Source organism: Arthrobacter sp. ov118, assembly GCF_900116495.1.
GTDB lineage: Bacteria > Actinomycetota > Actinomycetes > Actinomycetales > Micrococcaceae > Arthrobacter.
Genome location: NZ_FPAY01000006.1, coordinates 1 through 24,891, shown reverse-complemented (window position 1 = coordinate 24,891; position 24,891 = coordinate 1). Strand labels below are relative to the sequence as shown.

The window sequence follows — 24,891 nt, the reverse complement described above, 5'->3', positions numbered from 1 at the left end:
GGCGGGTGATGCAGGACTTATGTTGAGTCAGATGTCAGACATCTGACTCAGGAACTAGCCACGAGTCTAGGATGTGATTGGGGTTACGTCAAGGTCCGCGGGCGGGTCAGGACTTGGCGCCGCGGACGTAGCGATCGTAGTCCGCGTTGGTCTGGTCCATGTGCTCATCCATGGCCCGCCGCGAGCGCTCGGCGTCGCCGCTGAGGATGCTGTCCATGACCCGCTGGTGGTAGTCGATGGCGTGCTTCTGGATCTCTGCGACGGCCGATGTTTCCCGTCGCGTCATGTACAGCAGCTGGCCCAACTGGGCGAAGAGGGCGCGAACGAAGGGGTTGCCGGAGGCCCTCAGGACGGCGTCGTGGAAGCCTATGTCCGCCCCTACGAAGGCGTCCAGGTCGCCGGACTCGTGGAAGCGCTTCATATCCGCGATGGACTCGCGCATCCGCTCGGCATGCTCCGGGGTATAGCGGGTGGCGGCCAGCGCGGCCGCCCCGGTCTCCACCATGCGCCGCATCTCGATCAGTCCCACTGCCACCTGCTCGGCGGCATTGCCGTGCGAGGCCGCCTTGAAGATCGCGTCCAGGCCCGTCCAGTTGTCCGTGGGATTGACGAACGTTCCCCTCCCCGCAGTCACATAGAGGATATTCTGCGCTCGGAGCGCCTTGAGGGCTTCACGCACCGTCAGCCTGCTGACCCCGTAGGCCTTGGCGACGTCGGCTTCCGGCGGAATCGCACTGTGGGGCTGGAGCTTTCCCTCCAGGATCTCGGTCAGCAGGCCGTCGACAAGCTCGTCGACCAGTGTCCTGCGGCCCATCCCAGTTCCCACCTTCAATCGTTCCTCGTGCTCCCTCCACATTACCGAAGTCCCCATCTGGCAATCCCCGTCCGCGGATTATGTTGCAGAATGAGGCATGCAGACTTCCCGCAGCGCCCTGGGCTACCGGCCGCGCGTAGGCGTTCCTGTCCGCCTCAGCAGCTCTTCCAATCCCGACCCGCGCGTGGCGAAAGCCAACGCGTTGTTCGAGCACATCGTGGAGCTGCTGCGTGAGGGCGGCGGCGAACCGGTGCCGCTCACCGCTGCAGGGCCGGACGACGCCGGTCTGACGGCGGCGATGGAGTCTCTGGACGGCGTCGTGCTTCCCGGCGGCGGCGACATCGACCCCGTCCGCTACGGCGAGCCGCCAAGCGCCGTCTGCTACGACGTCAACGATGCCCAGGACGAGCTGGACACGGCGGTGGCGACATTCGCGATCGACGCCGGGCTGCCGGTACTCGGTATCTGCCGAGGGCACCAACTGCTTAATGTGCTCTACGGGGGCACCCTCATCCAGGACATGGCGCCGGGGGCAGTAACGCACCGCAAGGCACTGGCGGACGGCACGGGTTCGTGGGCCTGGCACGAGGTGGCAGTACAGGCCGGCTCCAAGGTGGCAGCGCTGTACGGCAGCGAAGCCGATGCCGTGACCGTGAAGATTGCCTCCGGCCACCATCAGGCCGTGGCCCGGGTCGCCGAGGGCCTGCAGGTGAGCGCCGTGGCCGAGGACGGGACCATCGAGGCGCTGGAGGACCCGGAACGCTGGGTGGCATCAGTGCAGTGGCACCCCGAAGCCGTGGAACTTCCGGCCGGCGAGCGGCTCGCACCCTTCCGGGCCTTCGTCGAGGTGTGCCGCAACCGACCCTAAGGCCAGCGCGGGACACCCGCGGCCCCGGTCACTGCCGGCCCCGGACACCCGGGGTGCCGGGGACCTGCGGCGTGCCGTTAGCCGGCCACGCTCACCGGCACGCGGACCGGGGCGCCGGTGGCCAGCGATTCCTGAGCGGCATCCGCCACCCGGGACGCCGCCACGGCGTCTTCCGGGGTGCAGGGGTTTTCCCGGTCGCCCAGGATGAGTTCGATGAACGCAGCCATCTCGGAGCGGTACGCCTGGTCGAACCGCCCGGCAAACGTCCGGTGCGGCTGCCCGGCGGGGAACGTAACCCCGGCCTCGGCGGAGGCCAATGCCGTCTTGTCGTCCAGGCCCACCATGAGCGAACCGCTGGAGCCCTGGATTTCCAGTCGGACATCGTGGCCAGCCCCGTTGTAGCGGCTGGCGGAGACCGTTCCCATAGTGCCGTCGTCGAACGTCACCAGCGCCAGGGCCGTATCCACATCGCCCGCTTCGCCAATGGCCGGATCCCCGTTGTTGGAGCCCTTGGCGTAGACCTCCACGATTTCCCGGCCCGTGAGCCAGCGCAGGATATCGAAATCGTGAACCGAGCAGTCGCGGAACAGCCCGCCGGAGCCGGCGAGGAACTCGATCGGCGGCGGTGTCATGTCGCACGTGACGGCGCGCAGGGAATGGATCCAGCCCAGCTCGCCGGCCCGGTAGGCACGGCGGGCCTCAAGGTAGCCGGCGTCGAACCGGCGCTGATGCCCGACCTGCACCACGCCGCGCCGGTCCCGGATGTAGTCAAGCACCGGCAGGGCGTCGGCCACGTTCAGGGCCACGGGTTTTTCGCAAAAGACCGGGATCCCGGCGTCCACGCCGGCCGTGATGAGCTCGGGGTGCGTTCCGGTTCCGGTGGCGATGACCAGGCCGTCCACCCCGGAGGCGAGCAGAGCCTGGACGGACGGCAGGAACTCGGCGCCGAGTCCGGAAGCCACCGCCCGGGCATGCTCCTCGGCCACGTCCGTGAGCCGCAGGCGCACCCGGATCCCCTGCGGCCTCAGGACCTCGTTGAGGGCGGCGATGTTGGTGGCGTGCATGACCCCGATCCGGCCCACGCCGGCGAGTCCGAGGACGACGTCCTTCATGCGACAGCCTTGGCTGCAACGGTGAAGGCTGCCCGGAATGCCGCCAGCGCCGCGTCACTGTCACCGCTGGAGCTGCCACCACTGGCATAGGCTTCCATGCCCACCGTCCCTTCGTAACCGGCCTCCGCCAGCGCCTTGGCGACGGCCGCGTAGTTAATTTCACCGGTTCCGGGTTCACAGCGGCCGGGGACGTCTGCCACCTGGATCTCGCCGAGGTAAGGCAGTGCGCTGCGGACCAGCTCGATCAGGTTCCCCTCCCCCATTTGGGCGTGGTAGAGATCCAGCATGAGCCTGGCGTTCGGGTGCCCGGCGGTCTGCACGAGCGCCAGGGTGTCCTTGGCGCGGGCGAGCGGGATGCCCGGATGGTCGAGGATGGTGTTGAGGTTCTCGAGGCAGAACGTCACCCCGTATTTCTCCCCGAGCCTGCCAAGCCGTTCCAGTGTCCGGGCGCCGGTGGCCCACATCTGGCCGGTGGACCGGTAGGCCGGACGGGCCGCATGGCCGTCGATGAGTTCGGCAGGGTGGACCACCATCCGCCTCACGCCCAGTTCCAGGGCGGTGGGGATCAGCGACTCGGCTGTCCGCACGACGTCGTCCGCGGTGTCCGCGTCCACCAGGCTGCCGGAGGTGTATCCCGTCATGGACGAAAACACCGCCCCGGTGGCCTTGAGGGCACCGATGTCCTTGGCCCGCGAGTCCCAGAGTTCGACGTCGAAGCCCGCCTCATGGATCCTGCGCACCCGCTCCGTAAAGGGCAGGTCGGTGAAGACCATCTCCGCGCAAACGGCGAGCCGCATCAGCGGACCGGCACTGCGTTGACGGCCACGGGAGTGCCCTGCTGGACGGATTCGATGCAGGCCAGGGCCATGGCCAGCGCGCGCCGGGCGTCATCGGCACCCGGCGTCAGGCTGAAGGACTTCGGGGCCGGCGCGGTGCGCTCGCGCCGGGCGCGCACCTCATCGGCAAAGTCCACAAGCTCGTCCGTGTAGGCCTGGCGGAAGAGTTCGACATTCAGCCGTGGAGTGTCCGCGGACGTCCCCTCGGCGGTAAACCGTCGGGCGGCGGTTTCGGTGGAGCGGCCGGCCTGGACCATGCCGCGGGAGCCGAAGACTTCCCCGCGGACGTCGTAGCCGTAGAGGGCGCTGAAGTTGGCCTCGGCGACGGCGATGGCGCCGTTGCTGTAGCGAATGGTCACCACGGCTGTGTCCAGAAAGCCCTGGTCCCGCAGTCCCGGCTCCACGAGGGCGTCGGCAGCGGCGTAGACCTCCACGGGCTCGGCGCCTTCGTTGAACCAGTTGAGGGTGTCGAAGTCGTGGATCAGAGTCTCGAGGAAGATGGTCCATGCCGGAATCCTCGCGGCGTGGCCGATGCTTCCGGTGCCCGGGTCCCGGGTCAGTGAACGCAGGAGTTGCGGTTCCCCCGCGATTCCGGCGGCGAGGTCCTTCTTGGCTGCCTGGAAATCTGCAGCGTACCGGCGGTTGAAGCCGATCTGGAAGTGGACTCCGGCGTCGTCGACGGCGGCAAGGGCGGCGTCGAGTTCCTCGAGTCCGAGTCCGGCCGGCTTTTCGCAGAAGACATGCTTCCCGGCGGCTGCCGCCTGGCCGATCAAGGCGGAGTGGAAACGCGCGGGGCTGGCGATGACGACGGCGTCGATCTCCGGGTCGGCGAGGATGTCGGCGGCGTCGCCGGTGACCTTCGCGGTGCCGAGTGTCCCGGCGAGCGCTTCGGCGGATTCCAGGTTCGGGTCCGCGATGGCGGCCAGGACGGCGCCGGGGATCCGGCGGGCGATGCTTTCGGCGTGGAACGCACCCATCCAGCCTGAGCCGATCAGTCCGATCCGGACCGGCACAGCGGCGTTGGACGGGTTGCGGTTGAGATAAGCCAAAGGCTTGTCCTTTCGAGAATTGGGACGGCGGTTACTCGTAGGTCCTACTCAGAGGCCTCACTCGTAGGTCCTGCCGGTGGTCTGGGTCACTCCGGCGACTTCGCCCTGGACTTCCTTGACCACGTCGCTGTGGCCGCCGAGTTGTTCGAGTTCGTGGGCGAGTTCGGCCAGTTCCGCGCCGCCGGCCATTTGGGCGGTGAGCTCGTCGAGGGTGATGTCTTTTTTGTCGTAGTAGCCGATCGATTTGCCGCGTTTGAGCAGCAGGAACCGGTCACCGACCGGGAAGGCGTGGTGCGGGTTGTGGGTGATGAAGACGACGCCGAGGCCGCGGTCGCGGGCCTGCAGGATGTAGCGCAGCACCACGCCGGACTGCTTCACGCCCAGTGCGGCGGTGGGCTCGTCCAGGATCAGGACCTTCGCGCCGAAGTACACGGCCCGGGCGATGGCGACACACTGGCGTTCGCCGCCGGAGAGCTGGCCGATGGGCTGGTCCACGTCGCGCAGGTCGATGCCCATCGCGGCGAGTTCCTTCAGCGTGATGTCCTTCATCTTCTCGACGTCCATGCTCTTGAACGGGCCGAACCCGCTGGTCAGCTCGGAGCCGAGGAAGAAGTTCCGCCAGATCGGCATCAACGGGACGACGGCGAGGTCCTGGTAGACGGTGGCGATGCCCACGTCCAGGGCATCACGGGGCGAGCTGAATTTCCGGTCCTCTCCCATCACCTTCAGCACCCCGGCGTCGTGCTGGTGCAGGCCGGCGATGATCTTGATCAGGGTGGACTTGCCCGCGCCGTTGTCGCCCAGCACGCAGGTGACGCGGCCGTTGTCCACGGCCATCGTGACATCGCTCAGGGCGATGATGTTGCCGTAGTGCTTGCCGATGCCCTCCATGGAGAGCAGGTGGACCGCGGTGTGCGTCAGGGGATCTGTTTCGTTCTGGAGCAGCGTTTGCTGGTTGATCTCGTTGGCATTCATATTCCCGGGCCCTTACTTGAGTTCCGCGCGGCGCTTGACGATGAGGTTGACGATGGTGGCCAGCAGCAGCATCAGGCCCAGGAAGAACTTGAACCAGTCCGGGTTCCACTGGGCATAGACGATGCCCTTGTTGGCCATGCCGAAGATGAACGCACCGATCGCGCCCCCGATCGCCGAGCCGTACCCGCCCGTCAACAGGCAGCCGCCAATGACCGCGGCGATGATGTAGAGGAATTCGTTGCCCACGCCCTCGCCGGACTGCACGGCGTCGAAGGCGAAGAGGTTGTGCATGCCCAGGATCCAGGCGCAGAACCCGACGGCCATGAACAGGCCGATCTTGGTGGCCTTGACCGGCACACCCACGGCGCGGGCCGCGTTCGCGTCCCCGCCGACGGCGAAGATCCAGTTCCCCACCCGGGTCCGCATCAGCAGCCAGGTGGCAACCGCGACAAGCGCGAACCAGATGAACACCGTGATTTTGACCTCGACGCCGCCGATGTTCACCGAGGAGGCGAACACCGCCCGGGCCGAGGCGAAGCCGTCCATGGTCGAAATCGATGGGGACGACACGCCGCCGCCGATCAGCCGGGTCAGGCCCAGGTTCAGGCCCGTCAGCATCAGGAACGTCGCCAGGGTCACGATGAAGCTGGGCAGCTTGGTCTTCATCAAGATCCAGCCGTTGATAAAGCCGATGCTCAATGACACCACCAGGGCCAGGCCGACGCCGACCCACACGTTCGTGGTGAAGTACCAGCTGAACAGCGACGCCGTCAGCGCCGAGCTGATTACGGCGACACCGGCCGAGAGGTCGAACTCACCGCCGATCATCAGCAAGGACACCCCCACCGCCATGATCCCGATCGTGGAGGAACCGTACAGCACGGTCGCGAAGGCATTCGGCTGGGTAAACGTCGGGGAAACCAACGCAAAGAAGACGAACAGGACGATCGCGCCCACCAGGGCACCGATCTCGGGCCGGCCAAGCAGCTTCTGGAACGGGCTGCGTTTGCCGACACGCTCATCGGCCGCGGCCGTCTTTGTCTTTGTCTGGGTGATGGTCATGAGGATTCTCCTTGCTGCTGGGCCGGCCTTGGCCGGCCCAGCCAGCGGACTGTTAGCGGATGCCCTGCTGGGCGAACTTCAGGACATCGGCCGCATTTGACTTGTCGACGATGCTCGGGCCGGTGAGGACCGACTGGCCGCCGCCGACCTTGAAGCCGCCGCGCTTGTTCTGCCAGATAGCGTCGACGGCCATATAGCCCTGCAGCCACGGCTGCTGGTCCACGGTGAACAGAACCGCACCATCCACAATTTTCTGGGCGAGATCCGCGTTCAGGTCGAAACTTGCGACCTTGGCAGAGCTGCCGGCGTCCGTGACCGACTTGAGGAGAGTGAGTGTGAAGGGGGCGCCCAGACCGATGATGACGTCGGCGTCTTTGGAAGCCTGGAGCTTGGCCGTCGCGGTGGACTGGACTGAGGTCATGTCCTTGCCGTCGACGTAAAGGATCTCCGTTCCAGGCACCTTGGCCTTGACGCCGGCGCAGCGTGCTTCCAGGCCGACGTGGCCCTGTTCCTGGATGACGCAGATCGGGTGCTTGAAGTTTTCCGCCGCGAGCCGGGTGCCGACTGCCTCACCGGCGAGCTTTTCGTTCGAGCCAAAGTGAGTGAACGCCCCGAGCTGCGTCGAAACATCCTCGCCGGCGTTGAGGCTCACCACCGGTATCCCGGCGTCGGTGGCCTTCTTTAGGGTGTCCTTGAGGGCTTCGGGCTTGGCGAGCGTGACCGCGATGCCGTCAACCTTCTGGTCGATGGCCTGCTGGATGAGCTGGGCCTGCCGCCCGGCTTCGGGATCCGACGTGTAGAGGAGCTCGACGTTGTCCTTCGCCGAGGCCTCCTCGGCACCCTTACGAACGATGTCCCAGAAGGTGTCCCCAGCTGCGGCGTGCGTGATGAGAGCGACCTTGATGCGCGGGGTGCTGGCTGCCTGTCCCGCACCTGCGGCGTTGCCTGTTTCCGCGGGCTTGCCGCCCGTGCTGGAGCAGGCGCTAAGGGCCATCATTGGAACGACGGCCGCCACCAGCGCCGCCTTCCGCCACGAGAACTTCGTCACGATTAATCTCCTTTGATTCCGGGCCGCGCCGTCCGCTTCATCGGGTCGGCCTGCGAGCCATCTACCACCGATAATGGTGACTCTCATCACAGATGTCAATAGTTTGTCCTGACATTAGAATGTTGTGACGAGCCGCAGACCATGGCATCGCCGGTTCTGCGGGGTTTCCGCCACGCCACTACCCCGCCGGGCCCCTGCCGCACAAGCTCCCGTCGGCGGCCCTTGGCTCCCCCTGAGAGCCCTGCTAATATCAGAAAAAAGGCAGTATGTCCTATCAATCGAACATGAGCCTGACATACGCGGCGCGCCGGGAGTCCGGCCGACGCGGAGCACAAGGGAGCGCGCCCAGTGGCGAATCAACTAAATCTGCGGATCGACCGTTCGTCCCCGGTTCCCCTCTACCACCAGGTGGTCCAGGGCATCGAGGCGGCCATCCACACCGGAGTGCTGGAACCTGGCAGCCGGCTGGAGAATGAGATCGACCTGGCCGCCCAGCTCAACCTTTCGCGCCCGACGATGCGCAAAGCGATGGATGAGCTCGTCCGCTCAGGCCTCCTGGTCCGCAAGCGCGGCGTGGGAACCCAGGTGGTGTCCAGCCAGGTCCGCCGCCCGCTGGAACTCTCCAGCCTCTATGACGATCTGAGCAACAACGGCAGCAAACCCACCACCGACGTGCTCAGCTTCTCCCATGAGGAGGCGGACGCTGCAATCCGGAAGGCACTGCAGCTACCGGCCGGGGCCAAGGTCTACCATTTCGCCCGGCTCCGGAAGGTGGGCGGCAAGCCGCTGGCCCTGATGGAGAACTGGGTGCGCGATGACATCACCGCCATTGACGAGGCAGCACTGGCCTCGCAGGGCCTTTACGGCATCCTGCGCAACGGCGGCGTGAACTTCCGGCTGGCCTCGCAGCGGATCGGTGCCATGATCGCCAACGACTACCAGGCACCGCTGCTCGAAACCACCGCCGGCTCCGCTCTGGTGACCATGGAGCGCACCGCCGTAGACGACACCGGGCGGATGGTGGAAACCGGCCATCACGTCTACCGGGCAGATTCCTACAGCTTTGAAATGACACTGGTTCAAAGGTAGAAGGCCTCAGCAAGTCCTCCAGACACCCCTGGAGCCTGGCGTTCACCATCGGGCGCCACCTTCCCTAACCCCGAAAACACCCGCGCCGTCCTCCGCGCGACAACGAAAGGGCAACTTCCATGGCCAACTGGGTCTATCCGCTCGGCACCGCCACCCACGGCAAGTGGGATGTTTCCATCGGGACGTCCGATTCAGAGCTGGAGGTTGACGGCTGGGCCCACACCGGGCTGAAGGTCGCCACCCTGGCGGCGGGCGGCGCCGTCGAACTGGACGCCGCGGCGGAGGAACGCATCGTGGTGCCGCTGGGCGGCTCCTTCGTGGCCACCGTTGACGGGCAGGACTATCCGCTGGCCGGGCGGGACAGCGTCTTCAGCGGCCCCAGCGATGTGCTCTATACGGGAACCGGCAAGGCCGTCACCATCAGCTCGGCCGACGGCGGCCGGGTTGCGGTTGCGACCGCACCGGCCAAAGCCGCCTACCCGACCCGGCTCATCACCGCCGCCGAGACGCCGGTGGAACTGCGCGGTGCGGGCAACTGCTCCCGCCAAGTCCACAACTTCGGGACCCCCGCCGCGCTGGAGGCCGAGCGCTTCATCGTCTGCGAGGTCCTCACCCCGGCCGGCAACTGGTCCTCCTATCCCCCGCACAAGCACGATGAGGAAAAGGACGGCGAGACAAGTCTTGAGGAGATCTACTACTTCGAGACCCGGGTGACGCCCGGAGCGCCGCAGCGCCCGGGGGCCGACGACGCCATCGGCTACCAGCGCGTCTACGCCTCCGACGAACGTCCCATCGACGTGTCGGCCGAGGTCCGGACTGGCGACGTCGTCCTGGTGCCCTACGGCTGGCACGGGCCTGCCATGGCCGCCCCCGGTTACGACATGTACTACCTCAACGTCATGGCCGGCCCGGGCCCGGTCCGCGATTGGCTCATTAGCGATGACCCGCACCACGGCTGGATCCGCCAGACTTGGGAAGGCCAGGACCTGGACCCGCGGCTGCCGTTCGGCAGCTAGGCGCTCTGCAACTCGGTCTCGGCACTCGCTTCGACGCCGTCGACGCCGGCCGGTCGTCCGGCGTCGTGGTTCTTCGCCCGGGCTGCCTTCGCCCGAGATGCCGCGAACGCCATCACCGCCAGGCCCAGCAGGGTGATCCCGGCGCCGGCCCAGATCGGGGACGTGTAACCGAGACCGGCGGTGATGGTGACGCCGCCCAGCCAGGCCCCAAGGGCGTTGCCGATGTTGAAGGCGCCGATGTTCGCGCCCGAGGCCAGGGTGGGGGCGCTGGTGGCGTACTTCATCACGCGCATCTGGAGGCCGGGCACCATGGCGAAGCCGAAGCCGCCCAGCAGCACCATGGAGGCGATGGTCATCGGCTGGTTGCCCGCGGTCAGGGCGAAGGCCACGAGCACCACAACCAACACGGCGAGCGCCACCAGCAGGGTGCGGTCCACGTTCTTGTCGGCGGCTTTGCCGCCGACGGTGTTGCCGATGAACAGCCCGACGCCGAAGAGGATCAGCAACCACGGGACCGTGGCGGCGGAGAAGCCGGTGACCTCGGTGAGGGTGAAGGCAATGTAGGTGAAGGCGCCGAACATGCCGCCGTAACCGAGGATGGTGACGAGGATGGAGAGCCAGACCTGGCCCGACCGGAACGCACGGAGTTCGCCGCGCAATCCGCCAGAGGCAGAACCGGCGGCAGAACCGGCAGCCGTCTCGGCGGAGCCGGCCTTCGCCTGGCCGGAGCCGATGTTGGGCACCAGGGCCAGAATGCCGGCCAAGGCCAGGACGCCAATGACGGTGATGGCCCAAAAGGTGGAGCGCCAGCCCGCGGTCTGGCCCAGCATGGTGCCGAACGGGACACCCAGCACATTGGCCGCCGTGAGGCCGGTGAACATGATGGCTATCGCGCCGGCCTTTTTGGTGGGTTCCACCATGCTGGCGGCCACCACGGCCCCGATGCCGAAGAACGCGCCGTGCGACAGCGCGGCAATGATGCGGCCGGCCATCATCAGGGCGTAGTCGGGTGCGACCGCCGAGACCAGGTTGCCGGCGATGAAGAGCACCATCAGCACGGCCAGCACGGGCTTGCGTTCGAACCGTGTCACGGCCGCGGTGAGGCCCAGCGCCCCGACCACGACGGCGAGCGCGTAGCCGGAGATGAGCCAGCCGGCGGTGGCCTCGGTAACGGAGAAGTCGGCGGCCACTTGCGGCAGCAGACCCATGATGACGAACTCGGTGAGTCCGATGCCGAACCCGCCGAGGGCTAGGGCTATCAGGCCAACAGGCATGGTGGTGCTCCTTACATAGCTGTTTGAGAATGGCCCTACAGTGAAAGCTGTACGGGGCGGGGTACCGCGCGTAAGCTAGTAGTTGCATACGCGCTGTTTATTGGCACGCAAATAATTGTTGCACAAGCAGATACAGCGCGCAAGCAACTATTATTTGATGTGCCCGGCACACCTCCGCCGGGCACGCGAGCTGAAGGGAATCAGCAGATGGGCATCAAGGACGACGCCGTCGAGGTCCGGGCGCAAGGCTGGCGGACCCTGGCGGCCCTGCACGGGCTGATCGAAGCGGAGCTGGAACGTTCCCTGCAGGCCGAGGCGCAGCTATCCGTGGTGGAGTACACGGTGCTGGACGCGCTGAGCCGGCAGGATGGCTGGCACATGCGGATGCAGCAACTGTCCCGTGCCACGGCATTGAGCGCGAGCGCCACCACACGCCTGGTCAACAGGCTCGAAGACCGCGGTCTGCTGACCCGGATCCTGTGCGCGGATGACCGCCGCGGAATCTACACCGAACTCACCCCCAGCGGCATCACGCTGCTTGAGCAGAGCAGGCCGGTCCACGACGCCACGCTGGAGCGGGCGCTGGCGCAGGCCCAGGAAGTACCGGAGCTGGCACCGCTGGTCGATGCGCTCCCCCGGCTGCACGCCGGGGTCTAGCTTTCCGCCGCCCTCCAATCAGAGGATGGCGAGGGCGCCCTTGGCGCTTTCCACCAGAACATGGGTGGCGGCGGGAAGATGCCTGACTTCGCCGTCAATCTGGCAGGGAACGGCGTCCCGCGTCGTGAAGGCGTAGCTGCTGACGCTGGGCTGGTTCCCGAGTCCCAGCGTCACGGCGCGAAAGGTCATCAGGGCCATCTTCCAGCGCCCGGAATGGGGCAGCGTCACAACCTCGAACCGGCCGTCGTCGGGGGCGCCCGACTCGCTGACCGTCCCGTACTTGGCCATACGCGAAATGTTGGCGAGGATCAGACTGTCGAAGCGGGCGGTGGCCCCGTCCGCCCGGACAAGCTCGAACGGCCTCAAGTCAGAGAGCGTCCGGGCGACCGACAGGAGTTCGAGAATTTTGCCCTTTCCGCCGCTCTCGATGCCGACCGCCATCAAGGATGTGAGCCCGAAACCTATATATGAGTGGGCGTAGTGAACCCGCGCCGCCGGTTCCTCCCCGAATGTAATGCGTAACAGGTCGATATGCCGGACTGGGCCTTCGCGGACAGCCTCCGGCAGCGGCCGTACGGGCATGCTCCGGTGATGGTCATTGGCGTTGCCTGCCGCCACAACGGTGCACACGGCCCTGCTTCCGGGAACGTCCATCACCCCGTTGACGACCTCGTTGTATCCGCCGTCGCCGCTGACCGAAACAATGAGCGGTCTCCCTGCCGCCGCCACGGACCGTGCAAGGTCCCGTGCGTGCCCGGCAAAGTCCGTCGGCAGAAACTCAATCCGCAGAGCCGGCACTTTGGCGCTAAGGCCCCGTTGTAGCTCCTCGATCCTGGCGGTCATGCCAAACTTACCCGGATTGAAGATCAGGGCAATCCGGTCAAAACGGGCAATAGGTGCCCCTTCAGTGACCATGGTCCGTCCTTCCAGGCCTGGGGATGAAGACTATGCCTGCCCCTTGAGGTCAGGGCTACTCGCTGCCATCGGCACCGTTCCGGGCTCTGCCTTCCCCTAAGGCGTCCGCCACACGGTGAAGGTCCTGGACCCAGCCAGTAGAGCGGCCAGGCACTCCCAGTCCGGCTTCAAAGTTCGCGAGCGCTTCCGCAATGCTTTCCAATGCCTCCGAGAGGTTGCCTTTCACCGCGGCATAGCCCTGATCCGAACGGGGGTCAGATGACGCCGCGCACAGCAGCTCCGCTCCGGACTTGATGATTAGTGAGGCCTCGTACTCATTCAAACTCATACCCCGGGTTCTTTGGTCATGGACGGAGTGGACCCTGCCCGCCAGCACAACTTTACCCTCGGTATGGCCTTTACCGTTGGGAGTGCTAGGCGGCGACGGGCTGCTTGGCGGCCTGTTTGAACAGGTGCTCCAGGTCTTCCAGGCTCTTGTCCTTGGTCTCCGGAATGTACTTCGCGGCGAAGGCGATGGCCCCTACGCCCAGCACGGCGAAGACGAAGAAGGTGTTGGAGATGCCGATCGCGGCCAGGAGCTGCGGGAAGCCGAAGCCGATCAGGAAGTTCACGATCCAGAGCACGAACGCCGATGCCCCCATGCCGAGGCCGCGGATCTTCAGCGGGAAGATCTCCGAGAGCATGAGCCATGTGACCGGGGAAATGGCGCCCTGCTGGAAGGCCAGGAACGTGACGGTCAGGGCCAGGATCACGAATCCCCGGCCGGTGCCCTCCGGCAGGATGAGCGAGAAGACGCCGATCAGCAGCAGCGCCGTCGTGGTGCCGAGCTGTCCAGTGATGAGCATCTTGCGGCGGCCCACTTTGCCCAGCAGCCAGATGCCCACAAACGTGGCCAGCACCGAAATGGCGCCGTTGGCAATGTTGGCGGTCAGGGCCGCTTCCCGGCCGAAGCCGGATTGGGCGAGGATCTGCGTGCCGTAGTACATGATCGAGTTCACGCCGGTGATTTGCTGGATGACGGCCAGCCCGACTCCCACGACAAAGATGCGACGCAGCCAGGGAACGCCGAGGTCCTTCCAGGAGCCCATCTTGGACTTGTAGTCCTCCACGGCCATGGCCTTGACTTCTTCGAACTCCGTCCGGGCGTCGACCTGCGAGCGGATCCGCTGAAGCACGCTGAGGGTCTCGCCGAAGCTGCCCATCGAGGCCAGCCAACGCGGGCTCTCGGGCATGAAGTTCATCCCGATCCACAACGCGATGGCCGGCAGGGTGGCGATGACGAGCATCCACCGCCAGATTCCGCCGGCTTCGCCGAAGCTGTTGCCGAGGTAGGCGTTGAAGATGAAGGCCAGCAGCTGGCCGGTGACGATCATGAGCTCGTTTTGGGTCACGATCCGTCCGCGCCGCGCGCTGGGCGAGACCTCGGCCAGGTACACCGGCACTGTGACGGACGCGCCGCCCACGGCCAGGCCTAGGACGAAGCGCGCCGCGATCATCACCTCCGTGCTGGGCGCGAAGGTGCAGCCGAGGGTGCCCAGCAGGAAGATGGCGGCGAGCACCATGATCATCTTCCGGCGGCCGTTGCGGTCCGCGAGCCGGCCGCCGAACAGGGCGCCGAAGGCCGCGCCGAACAGCAGGGAGGACGTCACGAGGCCTTCGGTGAGCGGAGTGAGGCCGAGGTCTTCCTGCATGTACGGCAGGGCGCCGTTGATGACGCCGGTGTCGTAGCCAAAGAGCAGGCCACCGAAGGTGGAGATGATGGTGATGGTGCGCAGCGTCCTCTTGTGGTTGACCGGCCGCTGGCGCGTGGAGACCTCGGCCGTCATAGGCTCGCCTTCTCGATGCGCTGTGTCATGGTCTCCAGCTGGTAGCGGGACACCTCTTCAGCGTTCTCGTTCTCGGCGAAAACACTGGAGACCATCACGGTGTCCTCGCGGTCCAGGAAGCCGATTTCCTTCAGGCCGCCGAAGAATTCGTCCCAGTTGACGTCGCCGTCGCCGATTTTCAGGTGCTGGTGCACGCGCACCGGGTTCCCGGGCGGGTTGGTGATGTAGCGCAGCCCGTGCGAGGCGTGGTGGTCCATGGTGTCGGCGACGTGGACAAGGCGCAGCTTGTCCCCCGCGGCGCGCATGATCTCCAGCGGCGCGTTCTGCATGTGGAAGCTGTGCGAGGCGACGTAGACCAGGCCCACGTTCTTCGAATTCAGCCCGCGGATCACGCGGATCGCGGCCAGGCCCTCCTCGACGAAGTCGTCCGGGTGCGGATCGATCAGCAGGTCGATCCCCTCCCGTTCGATGATGGGAAGCAGTTCCTCCATGGAGCGGTAGAAGGCGCGCTCGGATTCCTCGGCCTTCTCCGGCCGCCCGGAGAATTCGGTGTTCATGGTGCCCACGCCGAGGTCCACCGTGATCTGGATGGCGCGCTTCCAGTAGCGGACGGCGGCCTCGCGGGCGTCCTCGTCCGGGCCGGACCAGCGCAGCACGGGCAGCACTGATGCGATTTCGATTCCCGCGTCCTTGCAGGCCGCCTTCAGCTGGCCCACCAACTCGTCGTCCGCCTTGGGGTGGTTGTAGAAGGGGATGAAATCGGCGTGCGGGGTCATCTGCATGTACTTGTAGCCGAGGTCGGCCACGACCTTGGGGAATTCCAGCAGGCTGTGCGAGTGGTGGAAGGGCGTGGGATCAAGGGCGATTTTCACGTAGGACACTCCATGGTGGATCAGTCAGGTTGTGCGGTACCGGAACAAGCGGAAGGGGCGGACGGATCCGCCCCTTCCGGAGCTTCCTAGCTGTACAGGGCAGGCTTGGCGTTGAGCTTCACGGCGACCTTTTCGCCGTTCTTCTGCGCCTCGACGCCGGCCTCGCAGCAGGCGGCGGTAGCATAGCCGTCCCAGGCGGTGGGGCCGCCGATCTCATCGCGGAGGGCAGCGTCCACCCAGGACTGGATTTCGACGTCGTACGCGGCCCCGAAGCGCTCCTCGAAACCGGGGGTGACGGCGCCGCCCCAGCGGCCGTTGCTGCGCGTGTATGCGCCCTTGTCCCCGCCGATGCTGACGATGCCGTCCTCGAAGGAGGCCTGGGTGGCCACCTCGTAGCCGAACTTCGCGTTGACGTAGATCTCGACGTCGGCCAGGACGCCGGACTCGGTCTCGATCAGCACGTGCTGCGGGTCGTGCTGCCCGGCCGGCGCGTTCCGTGTGGCCTTGCCGAGGCGGACCTGCACCGAGGTGATTTCCTCGCCGGTGAAGTAGCGGATGGCGTCGAATTCATGCACCACGGAGTCGTTGATCAGCATCTCGTTGGTGAAGCCCGCCGGGGTGGTGGGGTTCCGGTGCTGGTGGTGCAGCATGAGCAGCTCGCCGAGTTCGGAGTCGCGGATGATCTTGCCCAGGGCGGCGTATTCGGCGTCGAAGCGGCGCATGAAGCCGACCTGGATGCGCTTGCGGCCCAGCTTCTGCTCGGCCTCGACAATCTTCCAGGCGGACTCGGCGTCCGGGGTGAGCGGCTTCTCGCAGAGGATCGGGATGTCCTTGGCGATCGCCTTGAGCAGGATGTCCTCGTGCAGGAAACCGGGCGTGGCGATCAGCACGGCGTTGACGTCGCCGCTATTGAGGGCTTCGTCGGCGTCGGCCAGGGCGACGGCGCCCGGGATGCCTTCGATCGCGGCCTGCGCCCGGGCGAGGTCGACGTCGACGACGGCGGCGACTTCAGCGCCGTGGATGCGGGTGTTGAGCCGCTGGATGTGGTCTGCGCCCATGCGGCCGGCGCCGATCACGGCGACGCGGAGGATCTTGGTCATGGTGGATTCCTTCGAGTTCTAGTTGACGGCGGTGCGGGAGCCGCAGGAGAGCAGGTAGTTGCGGGTGCGCTTGGCGATCGGCATCGGGACGTCGAACGCCACGGGGTACATGTCCTGTTCCACAATGCCAAAGATCGGCCGGTTGAGCGCTTCGACGGCTTCGATGACGGCCCGCAGGTCCGGCAGCCCATTGGGCGGCTCGGTCATGACGCCGGCCAGGTTGGCGGCGGCCCAGGTCATGTTTTCCTCGTTGACCTTTTTGAGGACGTCCGGGTTGATCTGCTTCAGGTGCAGATAGCCGATCCGGTCCGGGTAGTTCTTGATCAGGTCCAGGCTGGAGGCCCCGCAGTATTCGGCGTGGCCGGTGTCCAGGCAGAGGTTGAGGTACTTCGCGTCCGTGGCGGCGAGCAGGGTTTCGATGTCCTCCTGCGCGCCCACGTGCGAGTCGGCGTGCGAGTGGAACTGCTGCTGCAGCCCAAAGTCCTCCAGCAGCGTCTTGCCCAGGCGGTTGTGGCCGGCGAAGAGGTCGTGCCAGGCCTTTTCGCTGAGCGTGCCGCTCTCCACGGCTTCGCCGGTGACGTCGTCGCGCCACATCGCCGGGATGACCACAATGTGTTCCCCGCCCATCGCGGCGGTGAGTTCGGCGACCTTGCGGGCCGGCTCCCACGCGGTTTCCCACTGGTCGACGCCGCGGTGGAACGCGGTGAACACGGTGCCGGCGCTGATCTGCAGATCGCGGGCCTTAAGTTCCTCGGCCAGCCGGGACGGGTCGGTGGGGAGGTAGCCGTAAGGGCCCAGTTCGATCCACTTGTAGCCGGATTCGGCCACCTCGTCGAGGAACCGTTCCCACGGGGTCTGCTTGGGGTCGTCCGGGAACCAGACACCCCAGGAGTCCGGCGCGGTGCCGATGATCAGCTTGTTCTCAGTCATTGCTCAATCCTTCTCATCGATTGCTCCGCCGGTGCCCTTTTGGACGGTCAAAACGGCGGTTACGGAGCAAACGATGGTGGCTAGTCAAGGCGTCAGTTGGACGGGAAGTTGTAGGAGGCGCCGGAGGCGTGGGTCGGTTCGGGCCAGCGGGAGGTGATGACCTTGCCCCGGGTGTAGAAGGAGACGCCTTCGGGGCCGTAGATGTGCTTGTCGCCGAACAGCGAGGCCTTCCAGCCGCCGAAGGAGTGGTAGGCCACCGGGACGGGCAGGGGCACGTTGATGCCGATCATGCCGACGGTGACGGAGCGCTGGAACTTGCGGGCGTGGGCGCCGGAGGAGGTGAAGATGGCGGTGCCGTTGCCGTAGGGGTTGGCATTGATGAGTTTGATGCCGGCGTCGAGGTCCTCGACCCGGACCACGACGAGGACGGGTCCGAAGATTTCCTCGGTGTAGGCGGTCATCTCGGTCTTGACGTGGTCCAGCACGGTGGGGCCGACCCAGAAGCCGTCCTCGTGGCCGGGGACGACGAGGTCGCGGCCGTCGACCACCATGGCGGCGCCTGCCGTTTCGGCTTCGGTGACGATCTTGACGATGCGATCCTTGGAGGCCGGTGTGATGACCGGGCCCATCTCGGCGCCGGGCGCGGTGCCGTTGTTGACCTTGACCGCGAGGGCGCGCTCCTCGACCTTCTTGACCAGCAGGTCGGCGGCTTCACCGACGGCGACGGCGACGGAGATGGCCATGCAGCGTTCGCCGGCGGAGCCGAAGGCGGCGGCCGCGAGGTGGTCGGCGGCGTTGTCGAGGTCGGCGTCGGGCATCACGATCGCGTGGTTCTTCGCCCCGCCCAGGGCCTGGACCCGCTTGCCGTGCGCGGTGGCGGTCTCGTGGACGTACTTCGCGATCGGGGTCGAGCCAACGAAGGAGATGCCGTCCACGTCCGGGTGGGTCAGCAGTCCGTCGACGGTTTCCTTGTCGCCGTGCAGGACCTGGAAGACGCCGTCGGGCAGGCCGGCGTCCTTCCACAGCTTGGCGAGCAGCATGGAGGCGGAGGGGTCGCGCTCGGAGGGCTTGAGGATGAACGCGTTGCCGGTGGCGATCGCCATCGGGGCCATCCACAGCGGCACCATGACCGGGAAGTTGAACGGGGTGATGCCGGCGACGACGCCGAGCGGCTCGCGGAAGGAGAAGACATCGATGCCCGTGGACACCTGGTCCGAGTAGTCGCCCTTGAGCAGGGTCGGGATGCCGCAGGCGAATTCGATGACCTCCAGGCCGCGGCCGATTTCGCCCTTGGCGTCGGAGAGGACCTTGCCGTGCTCGGCCGTGATCAGCTCGGCGAGCTCGTCCACGTGGGAAGCGACGAGTTCGCGGAACTTGAACAGCACGGCGGTGCGCTTGGCCAGGGAGATGTCGCCCCAGCTGTCGGCGGCGGCGCGGGCCGCGGCGACGGTGGTGTCCAGGTCTTCCCGGTTGGCCAGCCGCAGCTCTGCGGAGACGGCGCCGGTGGCGGGGTTGTAGACGGGCTGGGTGCGCTCACCCTCGCCGGCGGTTTCGGCGCCGTTGATGAAGTGGCTGATGGTCTTGGTGGTGGTCGTCGTCGACATGTGGGACTTCCTTGAGTGGTGAGGTTCGAAGGGGATCAGCCGAGCAGCTTGCGCTGGCGGGATTTGTGGTCGGTGTAGGTCTGGAAGGCCTGCCTGGTGGAGTCGAGCTCGGAGACCTGGGAGACCGGAACGTCCCACCAGGACTCGGAGCTGGGGGCATCCAGCAGCGGGTCGGATTCAACGTGGATGAGGATCGGGCCGCCGTTTTCGGGCGCGGCCTTGGCGTCGCGGATGGCCTGTTCGAGCTCGGCGATGACCTTCTCGCCGGGGTCGATCCGGATCACCTTCACGCCGAGGCTTTCGGCGTTCAGGGCCAGGTCCACCGGCAGCCGCTCGCCGTCGTCGAAGCTGTGGTGTTCCTCGTCCAGGGCCCGGTATTGGGTGCCGAAGCGCTGGGAGCCCAGGGATTCCGAGAGCGAGCCGATGGAGGCGTACCCGTGGTTCTGGATCAGGACCACGATCAGCTTGATCCGTTCGGCGACGGCGGTGACGAGTTCGGTGTGCATCATCAGGTAGGAGCCGTCCCCGACCATCACGACGACGTCGCGCTGCGTGCCGCCCTTCTCGGCTTCGGCGAGGGCTGCCCGCTTGACGCCGAGGCCGCCCGGGATTTCGTAGCCCATGCAGGAGTAGGCGTATTCGACGTGGTAGCCGAACGGGTCCCGTACGCGCCACATCTTGTGCAGGTCGCCCGGCAGGGAGCCGGCGGCGCAGATGACAACGTCTTGGGCGTCCATGGCCCGGTTGGTGGCGCCGATGATCTCGTTCTGCGCCGGCAGCGGGGTGAAGCGGGTGTCGAAGGCCTCGTCCACGGTGGCGTCCCAGCGGGTCTTCTCGGTCGTGATCTGCTGCTCGAGGTCCGCACCCACCCGGTAGCCGCCGAGGGCCTGGTTCAGCTTGACGAGGGCCTTGCGGGCGTCCGCCACGATGGGCAGGGAGGTGCCGTGCTTGTAGGCGTCGATCGCGGCGACGTTGATGTTGATGAACTTTACGTCCGGGTTCCGGAACGCGGTGCGGGACGCGGTGGTGAAGTCCTCGTAGCGGGTGCCGATCCCGATGATGAGGTCGGCGCCGGCGGCGATGGCGTTGGCCGCCGTCGTGCCGGTGGAGCCGACCGCGCCGAGCGAGAGGCGGTGGTCCCAGGGCAGCACGCCGACGCCGGCCTGGGTGTTGCCGACCGGGATGCCGGTCAACTCGGCGAACTTCGCAAGTTCGTCGTTGGCGTAGGCGTAGAGGACGCCGCCGCCGGCAATAATCAGCGGCCGCTTCGCGGCGCGGATCGCCTCGGCGGCGCGGCGGATGTCCTCGTCCTCCGCCTCCGGCCGGCGGATCCGCCACTCGCGCTCGGCCAGGAACTCCTCGGGCACGTCGAACGCTTCGGCCTGGACGTCCTGCGGCAGCGAGATCGTGACCGCGCCGGTCTCGGCGGGGTCGGTGAGGACCCGGAGACCGTGGTGGAACGCGGAAAACAGCTGCTCGGGCCGGGAAACGCGGTCGAAGAATTTGGACAGCGGCCGGAACGCGTCGTTGACGGTGAGGTCGTAGGCATAGGGCTGTTCGAGCTGCTGCAGCACCGGGTCGGCGGCGCGGGTGGAGAAGGTGTCGCTGGGCAGCAGCAGCACCGGCAGCCGGTTGGTGGTGGCCAGCGCCGCACCGGTGAGCAGGTTGGAGGAACCGGGGCCGATCGAGGTGCTGATGGCAAAGGTCTGGCGGCGGCGGGTGTGGCGGGCGAAGCCGACGGCCTGGTGGGACTGGGCCTGTTCGTTCCGGCCCTGGTAGTACGGCATGATCGTCGGATCGAGCCGCTGGTACTGCTTGAGGGCCTGGCCCACACCGGCAACGTTGCCGTGGCCGAAGATGCCGAAGGTGCCCGGGATCAGGCGTTCGCGGAAGTCCTGGCCGCCGACCGAATCGACCGTGTACTGCTTGGACAGGTATTCCACGACGGCCTGGGCGACCGTCATTCTGCGTGTTCCTGAGGCAGTTCTCATTCCCATGGGAAGTTACTCCGATACTTCTGCGGTGCGGGTGGATGCGGTGCGGGGAGCGCGGTGCAGCAGCGAGGCGGCGGCTGCAACCGCGCCGGCGACGTCGCCGTCGTGTGGGTAGAGCAAGGTCCGGCCGACGGTCAGACCCTGGACGCCGGGCAGGGCGAGGGCGGCCCCCCAGCTGGCAAACACGTCCTCCTGGCTGCCTTCCGGATCGCCGCCAAGGAGCACGGTGGGCATGGTGGTCGATGCCATGACGCGTTCCATCTCGGCCACGACGGGCAGCTTCATCCAGGTGTAGGCGCTGGACGAGCCGAGGCCCTCGGCGATGGCGACCGATTTGATGACGGCGTTGGCGGAGAGGTCGTTGCGGACCTTGCCGTTCTCGCGGACGGACAGGAACGGTTCCACCATGGCGATCAGCTTGCGCTCGGCGAGGGAGTCGATCGCCCGCGCGGTCGCCTCGAGGGTGGCCACCGTGTCCGGGTCGCCGAGGCAGATGCGGGTGAGCATCTTGCCGCCGTCGGCACCGAGAGCCTCAAGCGCGGCCGCCGTATGGCCGGTAAAGCGGTCATCGAATTCGTTCACCAGGCCGGCGAGCCCGCCGCGGTTCATCGAACCGAAGATCAGCTTGCCTTCGAGGGCCCCGAGCAGGAGCAGATCGTCCATGATGTCCGGCGAGGCCAGGACGCCGTCGACGTCCGGGTTGGCCAGGGCAATCCGCAGCCGGTCCAGGAGCTGGCGCCGGTCGGCCATGGCCACAGGGTCGCTGCCGACCGCGAGGGCACCGCGGGCGGGGTGGTCGGCGGCGACGATGAAGTTCTGCTTGCCGGCCCTGACGCCGGGGTGGCGGCGCCGTGCCTTGGCGGCGCGGGCGATCGCATCCGGATCTTCGAGCCGGGTGATGCTCAGGTGCTCGTAGCGGCGGGGATTGTCATCCACCGCGAGGGCGGCCGAGGCCGTGTTGACACTCACAGTGTTGCTCCTTCGGTGGCGTAGGTGCCCGGTACCAGCCGGCCGCGGTCGGCGAGCAGGCCGGTGACTTCCTCCGGCGTCGGCATCGCATCGGCGCAGGACAGGCGGGAGGCGACGAGGGCGCCGGCGGCGTTGGCGAAGTCGAGCACCTGGGCCAGCGGCCAGCCGGACAGCAGCCCGTGGCAGAACGCCCCGCCGAAGGAGTCGCCGGCGCCGAGTCCGTTGACGGTTTCCACCGGCACCGGGGCGGAGACGACGCGTTCGGTGCGGGTCTTGGCCATGACCCCTTCGGGGCCGAGCTTCACGACGGCGATTTCGACGCCGGCCGCGAGCAGCCGGTCCGCCTGTTCATCCGGGGTGCCCTCGCCGACGGCGACGGCGCATTCGGTGTCGTTGCCGATTGCCACGGTGACATGCGGCAGGATCCTGCCGACCTGCTCCCGGGCCTCTTCTTCGGAGGCCCAGAACATCGGCCGGTAATCGAGGTCCAGGATCGTGTGCTGGCCGGGCTTCAGCCCGGTGCGGGGCCGCGCCTCGTGGGCCTTGATGTGCGCCTCCCGGCTCGGCTCCTGGCAGAGGCCGGTGACCGTGGACCAGAAGATCCCGGCGTCCCTGATGGCATCCAGGTCCAGTTCCTCGGCCTTGATCTGCAGGTCCGGCGCCGTGGGGAACCGGCCGTAGAAGTACAGCGGAAAATCGTGCGGCGGCTGGATCGCACAGAACGTCGCTGGAGTCTGAAGCCCTTGGACCGGGCTGACGAAGGAGTCGTCCACACCGAACTTTTCCAGTTCGCGGTGCAGGTACTTACCGAAGGCGTCGTCGCCGGTACGTGTGATGACGCCGGTCCGGCGGCCGTGGCGGGCGGCGGCGACAGCAACGTTGGAGGGCGAGCCGCCGAGGTACTTGCCGAAGGACGTGACGTCCTCCAGGCCTACCCCGATGTCGTTCGGGTAGATATCAACGCTGATGCGCCCGATCGTGAGCAGTTCGTGGGTCACGGTGATCGTGGACCTTTCTGGTGTGAACTCGGGACCTTTGCGCAGCCTGAGCTTCGGTGCTTTGGGGGCCGGCGTGAGCCCGGCCACATCCACTACTTTGCACTAGAATCCATGTACTGTCAAAGGTTTGTACTGACATATTTACAACATGACACCGAGCGGGGCGGGCGGCCCGCTGAACAGCCGCCGCGGCAACGGTTACGGCCTCGACGCGGCCCACAGCATCGCCCCCTGCGAGAGCGTCGAAACGGCTATTTGGCGGGGACCGAGAGCTCGCCGGTCAGGTACTGCGCCTGCCCGAAACCGAACGACCAGTCCCCCGCGGCGTTTTCGACATAGCCAATGAACACGTCCTCGCCGGCAACCCCGGCGGCGGCCAGCCTCTCTGCGATCGCGGCAAAGAGGGACTGCTTGGCGAGCTGGCTGCGGCCGGCCTGGGTGAAGATCTGGATCATCACCACGTCGGGCGTCCGCTCGAAGCCAAGCCCGGCGTCCTGGGCGACGATCTGCCCGGCGGGGTGTTCGGTCAGCACATGGAAGTAGTCGCGTTCCGGGATGCCGTATTCAGCCAGGATGGCGTCATGGATGCTCCGGCTGACTTCCCGGAGCTGTTCGGGGCTTCGGCCCTGGTTGACATCGATTCGCACGAGAGGCACTCGCATCTCCTTCGCTGATTTGTCCTGACATACTAACAAAGTTGAACGGACGAACGCAAGGATTCCGGGGGCTGCGCATAGCAATGCGGGGTCACTTAGCGCCCATTCCCCCGCCTAAACGGGCGCCAAGTGCCCCCACGTTGGGGTATTGCGCCCAGGCGGGACCGGGCGTAGCGTTAACAACCTAGAGGTTTATCAATGAAGTAGTTGATTACCGTTCGGCAGACACCCAGGAGGTGGCGACACCAAGTGGATTCCAGCGACGACGGCGAGCTCGACGCGGCCTTCCTAGCCCTCGCCGATCCGGTCCGACGCCGCATCATTGCCCGGCTCAGCCGGGGTCCGGCCACCGTCAATGAACTGGCGGAGCCCTTCGCGATCACCAAGCAGGCGGTCTCGAAACACATCCAGGTCCTCGAGCAGGCGCAACTTGTCACGCGCACCCGTGACGCCCAGCGCCGGCCCGTGCACCTGAACCCCGCACGGCTGGAAGCGCTCACCGCATGGATCGACCAGTACCGGCTGGTCCGCGAGGGGCAATTCCGCAGCCTTGACGCCGTGCTTGAAAACCGCGCCGCCCGCGGCGGCACACAGGCAAAGGACGCATCATGAGCAACGCATTGAATCTGACGGTTCCCGAGGGGCTGCCCTTCATCGACTTCCAGCGCGACTTCGATTTTCCTGTCGCGGAGGTCTTCCGGGCGCACAAGGACCCTGAGCTCGTCGCCCAGTGGCTCGGGCCGCGCCGGATGGCCATGAGCATTAGCCACTACGACTTCAGGACCGGCGGCGGCTACCGCTACACCCACACCGGGCCGGACGGCAGCGCGTATGTGTTCAGCGGGGTCTTCCACACCGTCCGGGAGAACGACTTCGCCGTCCAGACTTTCGAGTTCGACGGCTACCCCGATGTGGTGAGCATTGAGTTCCTGACCTTCGAGGACCTTGGCGGCGGCCGTTCGCGTCTCAGCGCCCGCGCCGTCTACCCCAGCATGGAGGCGCGCGACGGCATGGCGCAGTCCGGGATGGAGGCAGGCATGTCCGAGAGCTACGAACGGCTCGAAGAACTCCTCACCGGCGCCAAGGTCTAGGCGTTAAAAAGCAACGCGGGGTCACTTCGCGCCCATTCCACCGGGGGCGGTTTCTAGTGGTCGTTGCAACACGTTTGGCGGCTTAGGTCGTTAGTAGTAGATCACGCAGGCGCTCGGCTGGGGTATCCCAGTCGAG

25 protein-coding genes are annotated in these 24,891 nt (G+C 66.6%); 6 read left to right on the top strand and 19 right to left on the bottom strand.

The window, feature by feature from the left end; genetic code table 11:
• Positions 1-106 precede the first annotated feature (106 nt).
• Positions 107-814, bottom strand: a complete 708-nt coding sequence (locus BM372_RS12375; RefSeq protein WP_090955662.1) for a FadR/GntR family transcriptional regulator — start codon at positions 812-814, stop codon at positions 107-109.
• 97 nt (positions 815-911) lie between these two features.
• Here BM372_RS12375 and BM372_RS12370 point away from each other — a divergent pair, with 97 nt between their 5' ends.
• A complete protein-coding gene (locus BM372_RS12370) occupies positions 912-1,682 on the top strand; it encodes a gamma-glutamyl-gamma-aminobutyrate hydrolase family protein (protein ID WP_090955660.1) in 771 nt (256 codons plus the stop codon).
• A gap of 77 nt (positions 1,683-1,759) precedes the next feature.
• Here the strand turns inward: BM372_RS12370 and BM372_RS12365 are convergent, their stop codons facing one another.
• The 6 genes from BM372_RS12365 to BM372_RS12340 are packed head-to-tail and all read right to left on the bottom strand — an operon-like array spanning position 1,760 to position 7,764.
• Positions 1,760-2,794 (bottom strand): Gfo/Idh/MocA family protein, encoded by a 1,035-nt coding sequence (locus tag BM372_RS12365; RefSeq protein ID WP_090955658.1) that lies wholly within the window; start codon positions 2,792-2,794, stop codon positions 1,760-1,762.
• Positions 2,791-3,591: a TIM barrel protein gene (locus tag BM372_RS12360; RefSeq protein ID WP_090955656.1), complete on the bottom strand. Its 801-nt coding sequence runs from the start codon at positions 3,589-3,591 to the stop codon at positions 2,791-2,793. Before BM372_RS12360 ends, BM372_RS12365 begins: the two co-directional genes overlap by 4 nt.
• The gene (locus BM372_RS12355) at positions 3,591-4,679 is read right to left on the bottom strand and encodes a Gfo/Idh/MocA family oxidoreductase (RefSeq protein ID WP_090955654.1); all 1,089 of its coding nucleotides are present in this window, start codon (positions 4,677-4,679) and stop codon (positions 3,591-3,593) included. The genes BM372_RS12360 and BM372_RS12355 overlap by 1 nt, the downstream gene beginning before the upstream one ends.
• 57 nt (positions 4,680-4,736) lie before the next feature.
• Positions 4,737-5,654, bottom strand: a complete 918-nt coding sequence (locus tag BM372_RS12350) for an ATP-binding cassette domain-containing protein (protein WP_090955652.1) — start codon at positions 5,652-5,654, stop codon at positions 4,737-4,739.
• A gap of 12 nt (positions 5,655-5,666) precedes the next feature.
• Positions 5,667-6,716, bottom strand: coding sequence for an ABC transporter permease (locus BM372_RS12345; protein ID WP_090955650.1), 1,050 nt, complete (start codon positions 6,714-6,716; stop codon positions 5,667-5,669).
• Between the two features lie 52 nt (positions 6,717-6,768).
• A complete protein-coding gene (locus tag BM372_RS12340; RefSeq protein ID WP_090955648.1) occupies positions 6,769-7,764 on the bottom strand; it encodes a substrate-binding domain-containing protein in 996 nt (331 codons plus the stop codon).
• Positions 7,765-8,112: 348 nt separating this feature from the next.
• On the opposite strand from BM372_RS12340, the gene BM372_RS12335 reads away from it, so the two are divergent.
• Together BM372_RS12335 and iolB are read left to right on the top strand one after the other, a co-directional pair.
• The gene (locus tag BM372_RS12335) at positions 8,113-8,853 is read left to right on the top strand and encodes a GntR family transcriptional regulator (RefSeq protein WP_090955644.1); all 741 of its coding nucleotides are present in this window, start codon (positions 8,113-8,115) and stop codon (positions 8,851-8,853) included.
• Positions 8,854-8,972: 119 nt separating this feature from the next.
• A complete protein-coding gene (iolB, locus tag BM372_RS12330; protein WP_090955642.1) occupies positions 8,973-9,869 on the top strand; it encodes a 5-deoxy-glucuronate isomerase in 897 nt (298 codons plus the stop codon).
• Here iolB and BM372_RS12325 read toward each other — a convergent pair.
• The gene (locus BM372_RS12325; RefSeq protein WP_090955640.1) at positions 9,866-11,143 is read right to left on the bottom strand and encodes an MFS transporter; all 1,278 of its coding nucleotides are present in this window, start codon (positions 11,141-11,143) and stop codon (positions 9,866-9,868) included. The genes iolB and BM372_RS12325 overlap by 4 nt on opposite strands.
• Before the next feature lie 207 nt (positions 11,144-11,350).
• Here BM372_RS12325 and BM372_RS12320 point away from each other — a divergent pair, with 207 nt between their 5' ends.
• On the top strand, positions 11,351-11,800 hold the full coding sequence (locus BM372_RS12320; RefSeq protein ID WP_090955638.1) for a MarR family winged helix-turn-helix transcriptional regulator: 450 nt from the start codon (positions 11,351-11,353) through the stop codon (positions 11,798-11,800).
• 18 nt (positions 11,801-11,818) lie between these two features.
• On the opposite strand, the gene BM372_RS12315 is transcribed toward BM372_RS12320, so the two are convergent.
• The 11 genes from BM372_RS12315 to BM372_RS12265 form a co-directional block, all read right to left on the bottom strand.
• Positions 11,819-12,715 (bottom strand): diacylglycerol/lipid kinase family protein, encoded by an 897-nt coding sequence (locus BM372_RS12315; RefSeq protein WP_090955636.1) that lies wholly within the window; start codon positions 12,713-12,715, stop codon positions 11,819-11,821.
• 55 nt (positions 12,716-12,770) lie between these two features.
• Positions 12,771-13,043: a hypothetical protein gene (locus BM372_RS12310; protein ID WP_090955634.1), complete on the bottom strand. Its 273-nt coding sequence runs from the start codon at positions 13,041-13,043 to the stop codon at positions 12,771-12,773.
• Between the two features lie 85 nt (positions 13,044-13,128).
• Positions 13,129-14,541 carry a sugar porter family MFS transporter gene (locus tag BM372_RS12305; protein WP_090955632.1) on the bottom strand — a complete coding sequence of 471 codons (1,413 nt, stop codon included), beginning with the start codon at positions 14,539-14,541 and terminating at the stop codon, positions 13,129-13,131.
• Positions 14,538-15,413, bottom strand: coding sequence for a sugar phosphate isomerase/epimerase family protein (locus BM372_RS12300; protein ID WP_090955630.1), 876 nt, complete (start codon positions 15,411-15,413; stop codon positions 14,538-14,540). The genes BM372_RS12305 and BM372_RS12300 overlap by 4 nt, the downstream gene beginning before the upstream one ends.
• 86 nt (positions 15,414-15,499) lie before the next feature.
• Positions 15,500-16,513, bottom strand: coding sequence for a Gfo/Idh/MocA family protein (locus BM372_RS12295; protein ID WP_090955628.1), 1,014 nt, complete (start codon positions 16,511-16,513; stop codon positions 15,500-15,502).
• Between the two features lie 18 nt (positions 16,514-16,531).
• Positions 16,532-17,443 carry a sugar phosphate isomerase/epimerase family protein gene (locus BM372_RS12290; RefSeq protein WP_090955626.1) on the bottom strand — a complete coding sequence of 304 codons (912 nt, stop codon included), beginning with the start codon at positions 17,441-17,443 and terminating at the stop codon, positions 16,532-16,534.
• A gap of 92 nt (positions 17,444-17,535) precedes the next feature.
• The gene (locus tag BM372_RS12285) at positions 17,536-19,047 is read right to left on the bottom strand and encodes a CoA-acylating methylmalonate-semialdehyde dehydrogenase (RefSeq protein ID WP_090955624.1); all 1,512 of its coding nucleotides are present in this window, start codon (positions 19,045-19,047) and stop codon (positions 17,536-17,538) included.
• Positions 19,048-19,082: 35 nt separating this feature from the next.
• The gene (gene iolD, locus BM372_RS12280; protein ID WP_090955622.1) at positions 19,083-21,011 is read right to left on the bottom strand and encodes a 3D-(3,5/4)-trihydroxycyclohexane-1,2-dione acylhydrolase (decyclizing); all 1,929 of its coding nucleotides are present in this window, start codon (positions 21,009-21,011) and stop codon (positions 19,083-19,085) included.
• A 39-nt stretch (positions 21,012-21,050) separates the two neighbouring features.
• Entirely contained in the window at positions 21,051-22,010 is a 960-nt protein-coding gene (locus BM372_RS12275; RefSeq protein ID WP_090955620.1) for a Cgl0159 family (beta/alpha)8-fold protein, read from the bottom strand.
• A complete protein-coding gene (gene iolC, locus BM372_RS12270; RefSeq protein WP_090955924.1) occupies positions 22,007-23,008 on the bottom strand; it encodes a 5-dehydro-2-deoxygluconokinase in 1,002 nt (333 codons plus the stop codon). Before iolC ends, BM372_RS12275 begins: the two co-directional genes overlap by 4 nt.
• 251 nt (positions 23,009-23,259) lie before the next feature.
• Positions 23,260-23,664, bottom strand: coding sequence for a tautomerase family protein (locus BM372_RS12265; RefSeq protein WP_090955617.1), 405 nt, complete (start codon positions 23,662-23,664; stop codon positions 23,260-23,262).
• 249 nt (positions 23,665-23,913) lie between these two features.
• Here BM372_RS12265 and BM372_RS12260 point away from each other — a divergent pair, with 249 nt between their 5' ends.
• Together BM372_RS12260 and BM372_RS12255 are read left to right on the top strand one after the other, a co-directional pair.
• On the top strand, positions 23,914-24,276 hold the full coding sequence (locus tag BM372_RS12260) for an ArsR/SmtB family transcription factor (RefSeq protein WP_090955614.1): 363 nt from the start codon (positions 23,914-23,916) through the stop codon (positions 24,274-24,276).
• Complete coding sequence (locus BM372_RS12255) at positions 24,273-24,755, top strand: SRPBCC family protein (protein ID WP_090955612.1); 483 nt, start codon at positions 24,273-24,275, stop codon at positions 24,753-24,755. Before BM372_RS12260 ends, BM372_RS12255 begins: the two co-directional genes overlap by 4 nt.
• The last annotated feature ends 136 nt before the right edge of the window (positions 24,756-24,891 follow it).

Coding starts and splice junctions, on each gene's coding strand:
- BM372_RS12375 (WP_090955662.1), bottom strand. CDS start 814: ATGGGCCGCAGGACACTGGTCGACGAGCTTGTCGACGGCCTGCTGACC.
- BM372_RS12370 (WP_090955660.1), top strand. CDS start 912: ATGCAGACTTCCCGCAGCGCCCTGGGCTACCGGCCGCGCGTAGGCGTT.
- BM372_RS12365 (WP_090955658.1), bottom strand. CDS start 2,794: ATGAAGGACGTCGTCCTCGGACTCGCCGGCGTGGGCCGGATCGGGGTC.
- BM372_RS12360 (WP_090955656.1), bottom strand. CDS start 3,591: ATGCGGCTCGCCGTTTGCGCGGAGATGGTCTTCACCGACCTGCCCTTT.
- BM372_RS12350 (WP_090955652.1), bottom strand. CDS start 5,654: ATGAATGCCAACGAGATCAACCAGCAAACGCTGCTCCAGAACGAAACA.
- BM372_RS12345 (WP_090955650.1), bottom strand. CDS start 6,716: ATGACCATCACCCAGACAAAGACAAAGACGGCCGCGGCCGATGAGCGT.
- iolB (WP_090955642.1), top strand. CDS start 8,973: ATGGCCAACTGGGTCTATCCGCTCGGCACCGCCACCCACGGCAAGTGG.
- BM372_RS12325 (WP_090955640.1), bottom strand. CDS start 11,143: ATGCCTGTTGGCCTGATAGCCCTAGCCCTCGGCGGGTTCGGCATCGGA.
- BM372_RS12320 (WP_090955638.1), top strand. CDS start 11,351: ATGGGCATCAAGGACGACGCCGTCGAGGTCCGGGCGCAAGGCTGGCGG.
- BM372_RS12315 (WP_090955636.1), bottom strand. CDS start 12,715: ATGGTCACTGAAGGGGCACCTATTGCCCGTTTTGACCGGATTGCCCTG.
- BM372_RS12310 (WP_090955634.1), bottom strand. CDS start 13,043: ATGAGTTTGAATGAGTACGAGGCCTCACTAATCATCAAGTCCGGAGCG.
- BM372_RS12305 (WP_090955632.1), bottom strand. CDS start 14,541: ATGACGGCCGAGGTCTCCACGCGCCAGCGGCCGGTCAACCACAAGAGG.
- BM372_RS12295 (WP_090955628.1), bottom strand. CDS start 16,513: ATGACCAAGATCCTCCGCGTCGCCGTGATCGGCGCCGGCCGCATGGGC.
- BM372_RS12290 (WP_090955626.1), bottom strand. CDS start 17,443: ATGACTGAGAACAAGCTGATCATCGGCACCGCGCCGGACTCCTGGGGT.
- BM372_RS12285 (WP_090955624.1), bottom strand. CDS start 19,047: ATGTCGACGACGACCACCACCAAGACCATCAGCCACTTCATCAACGGC.
- iolD (WP_090955622.1), bottom strand. CDS start 21,011: ATGACGGTCGCCCAGGCCGTCGTGGAATACCTGTCCAAGCAGTACACG.
- BM372_RS12255 (WP_090955612.1), top strand. CDS start 24,273: ATGAGCAACGCATTGAATCTGACGGTTCCCGAGGGGCTGCCCTTCATC.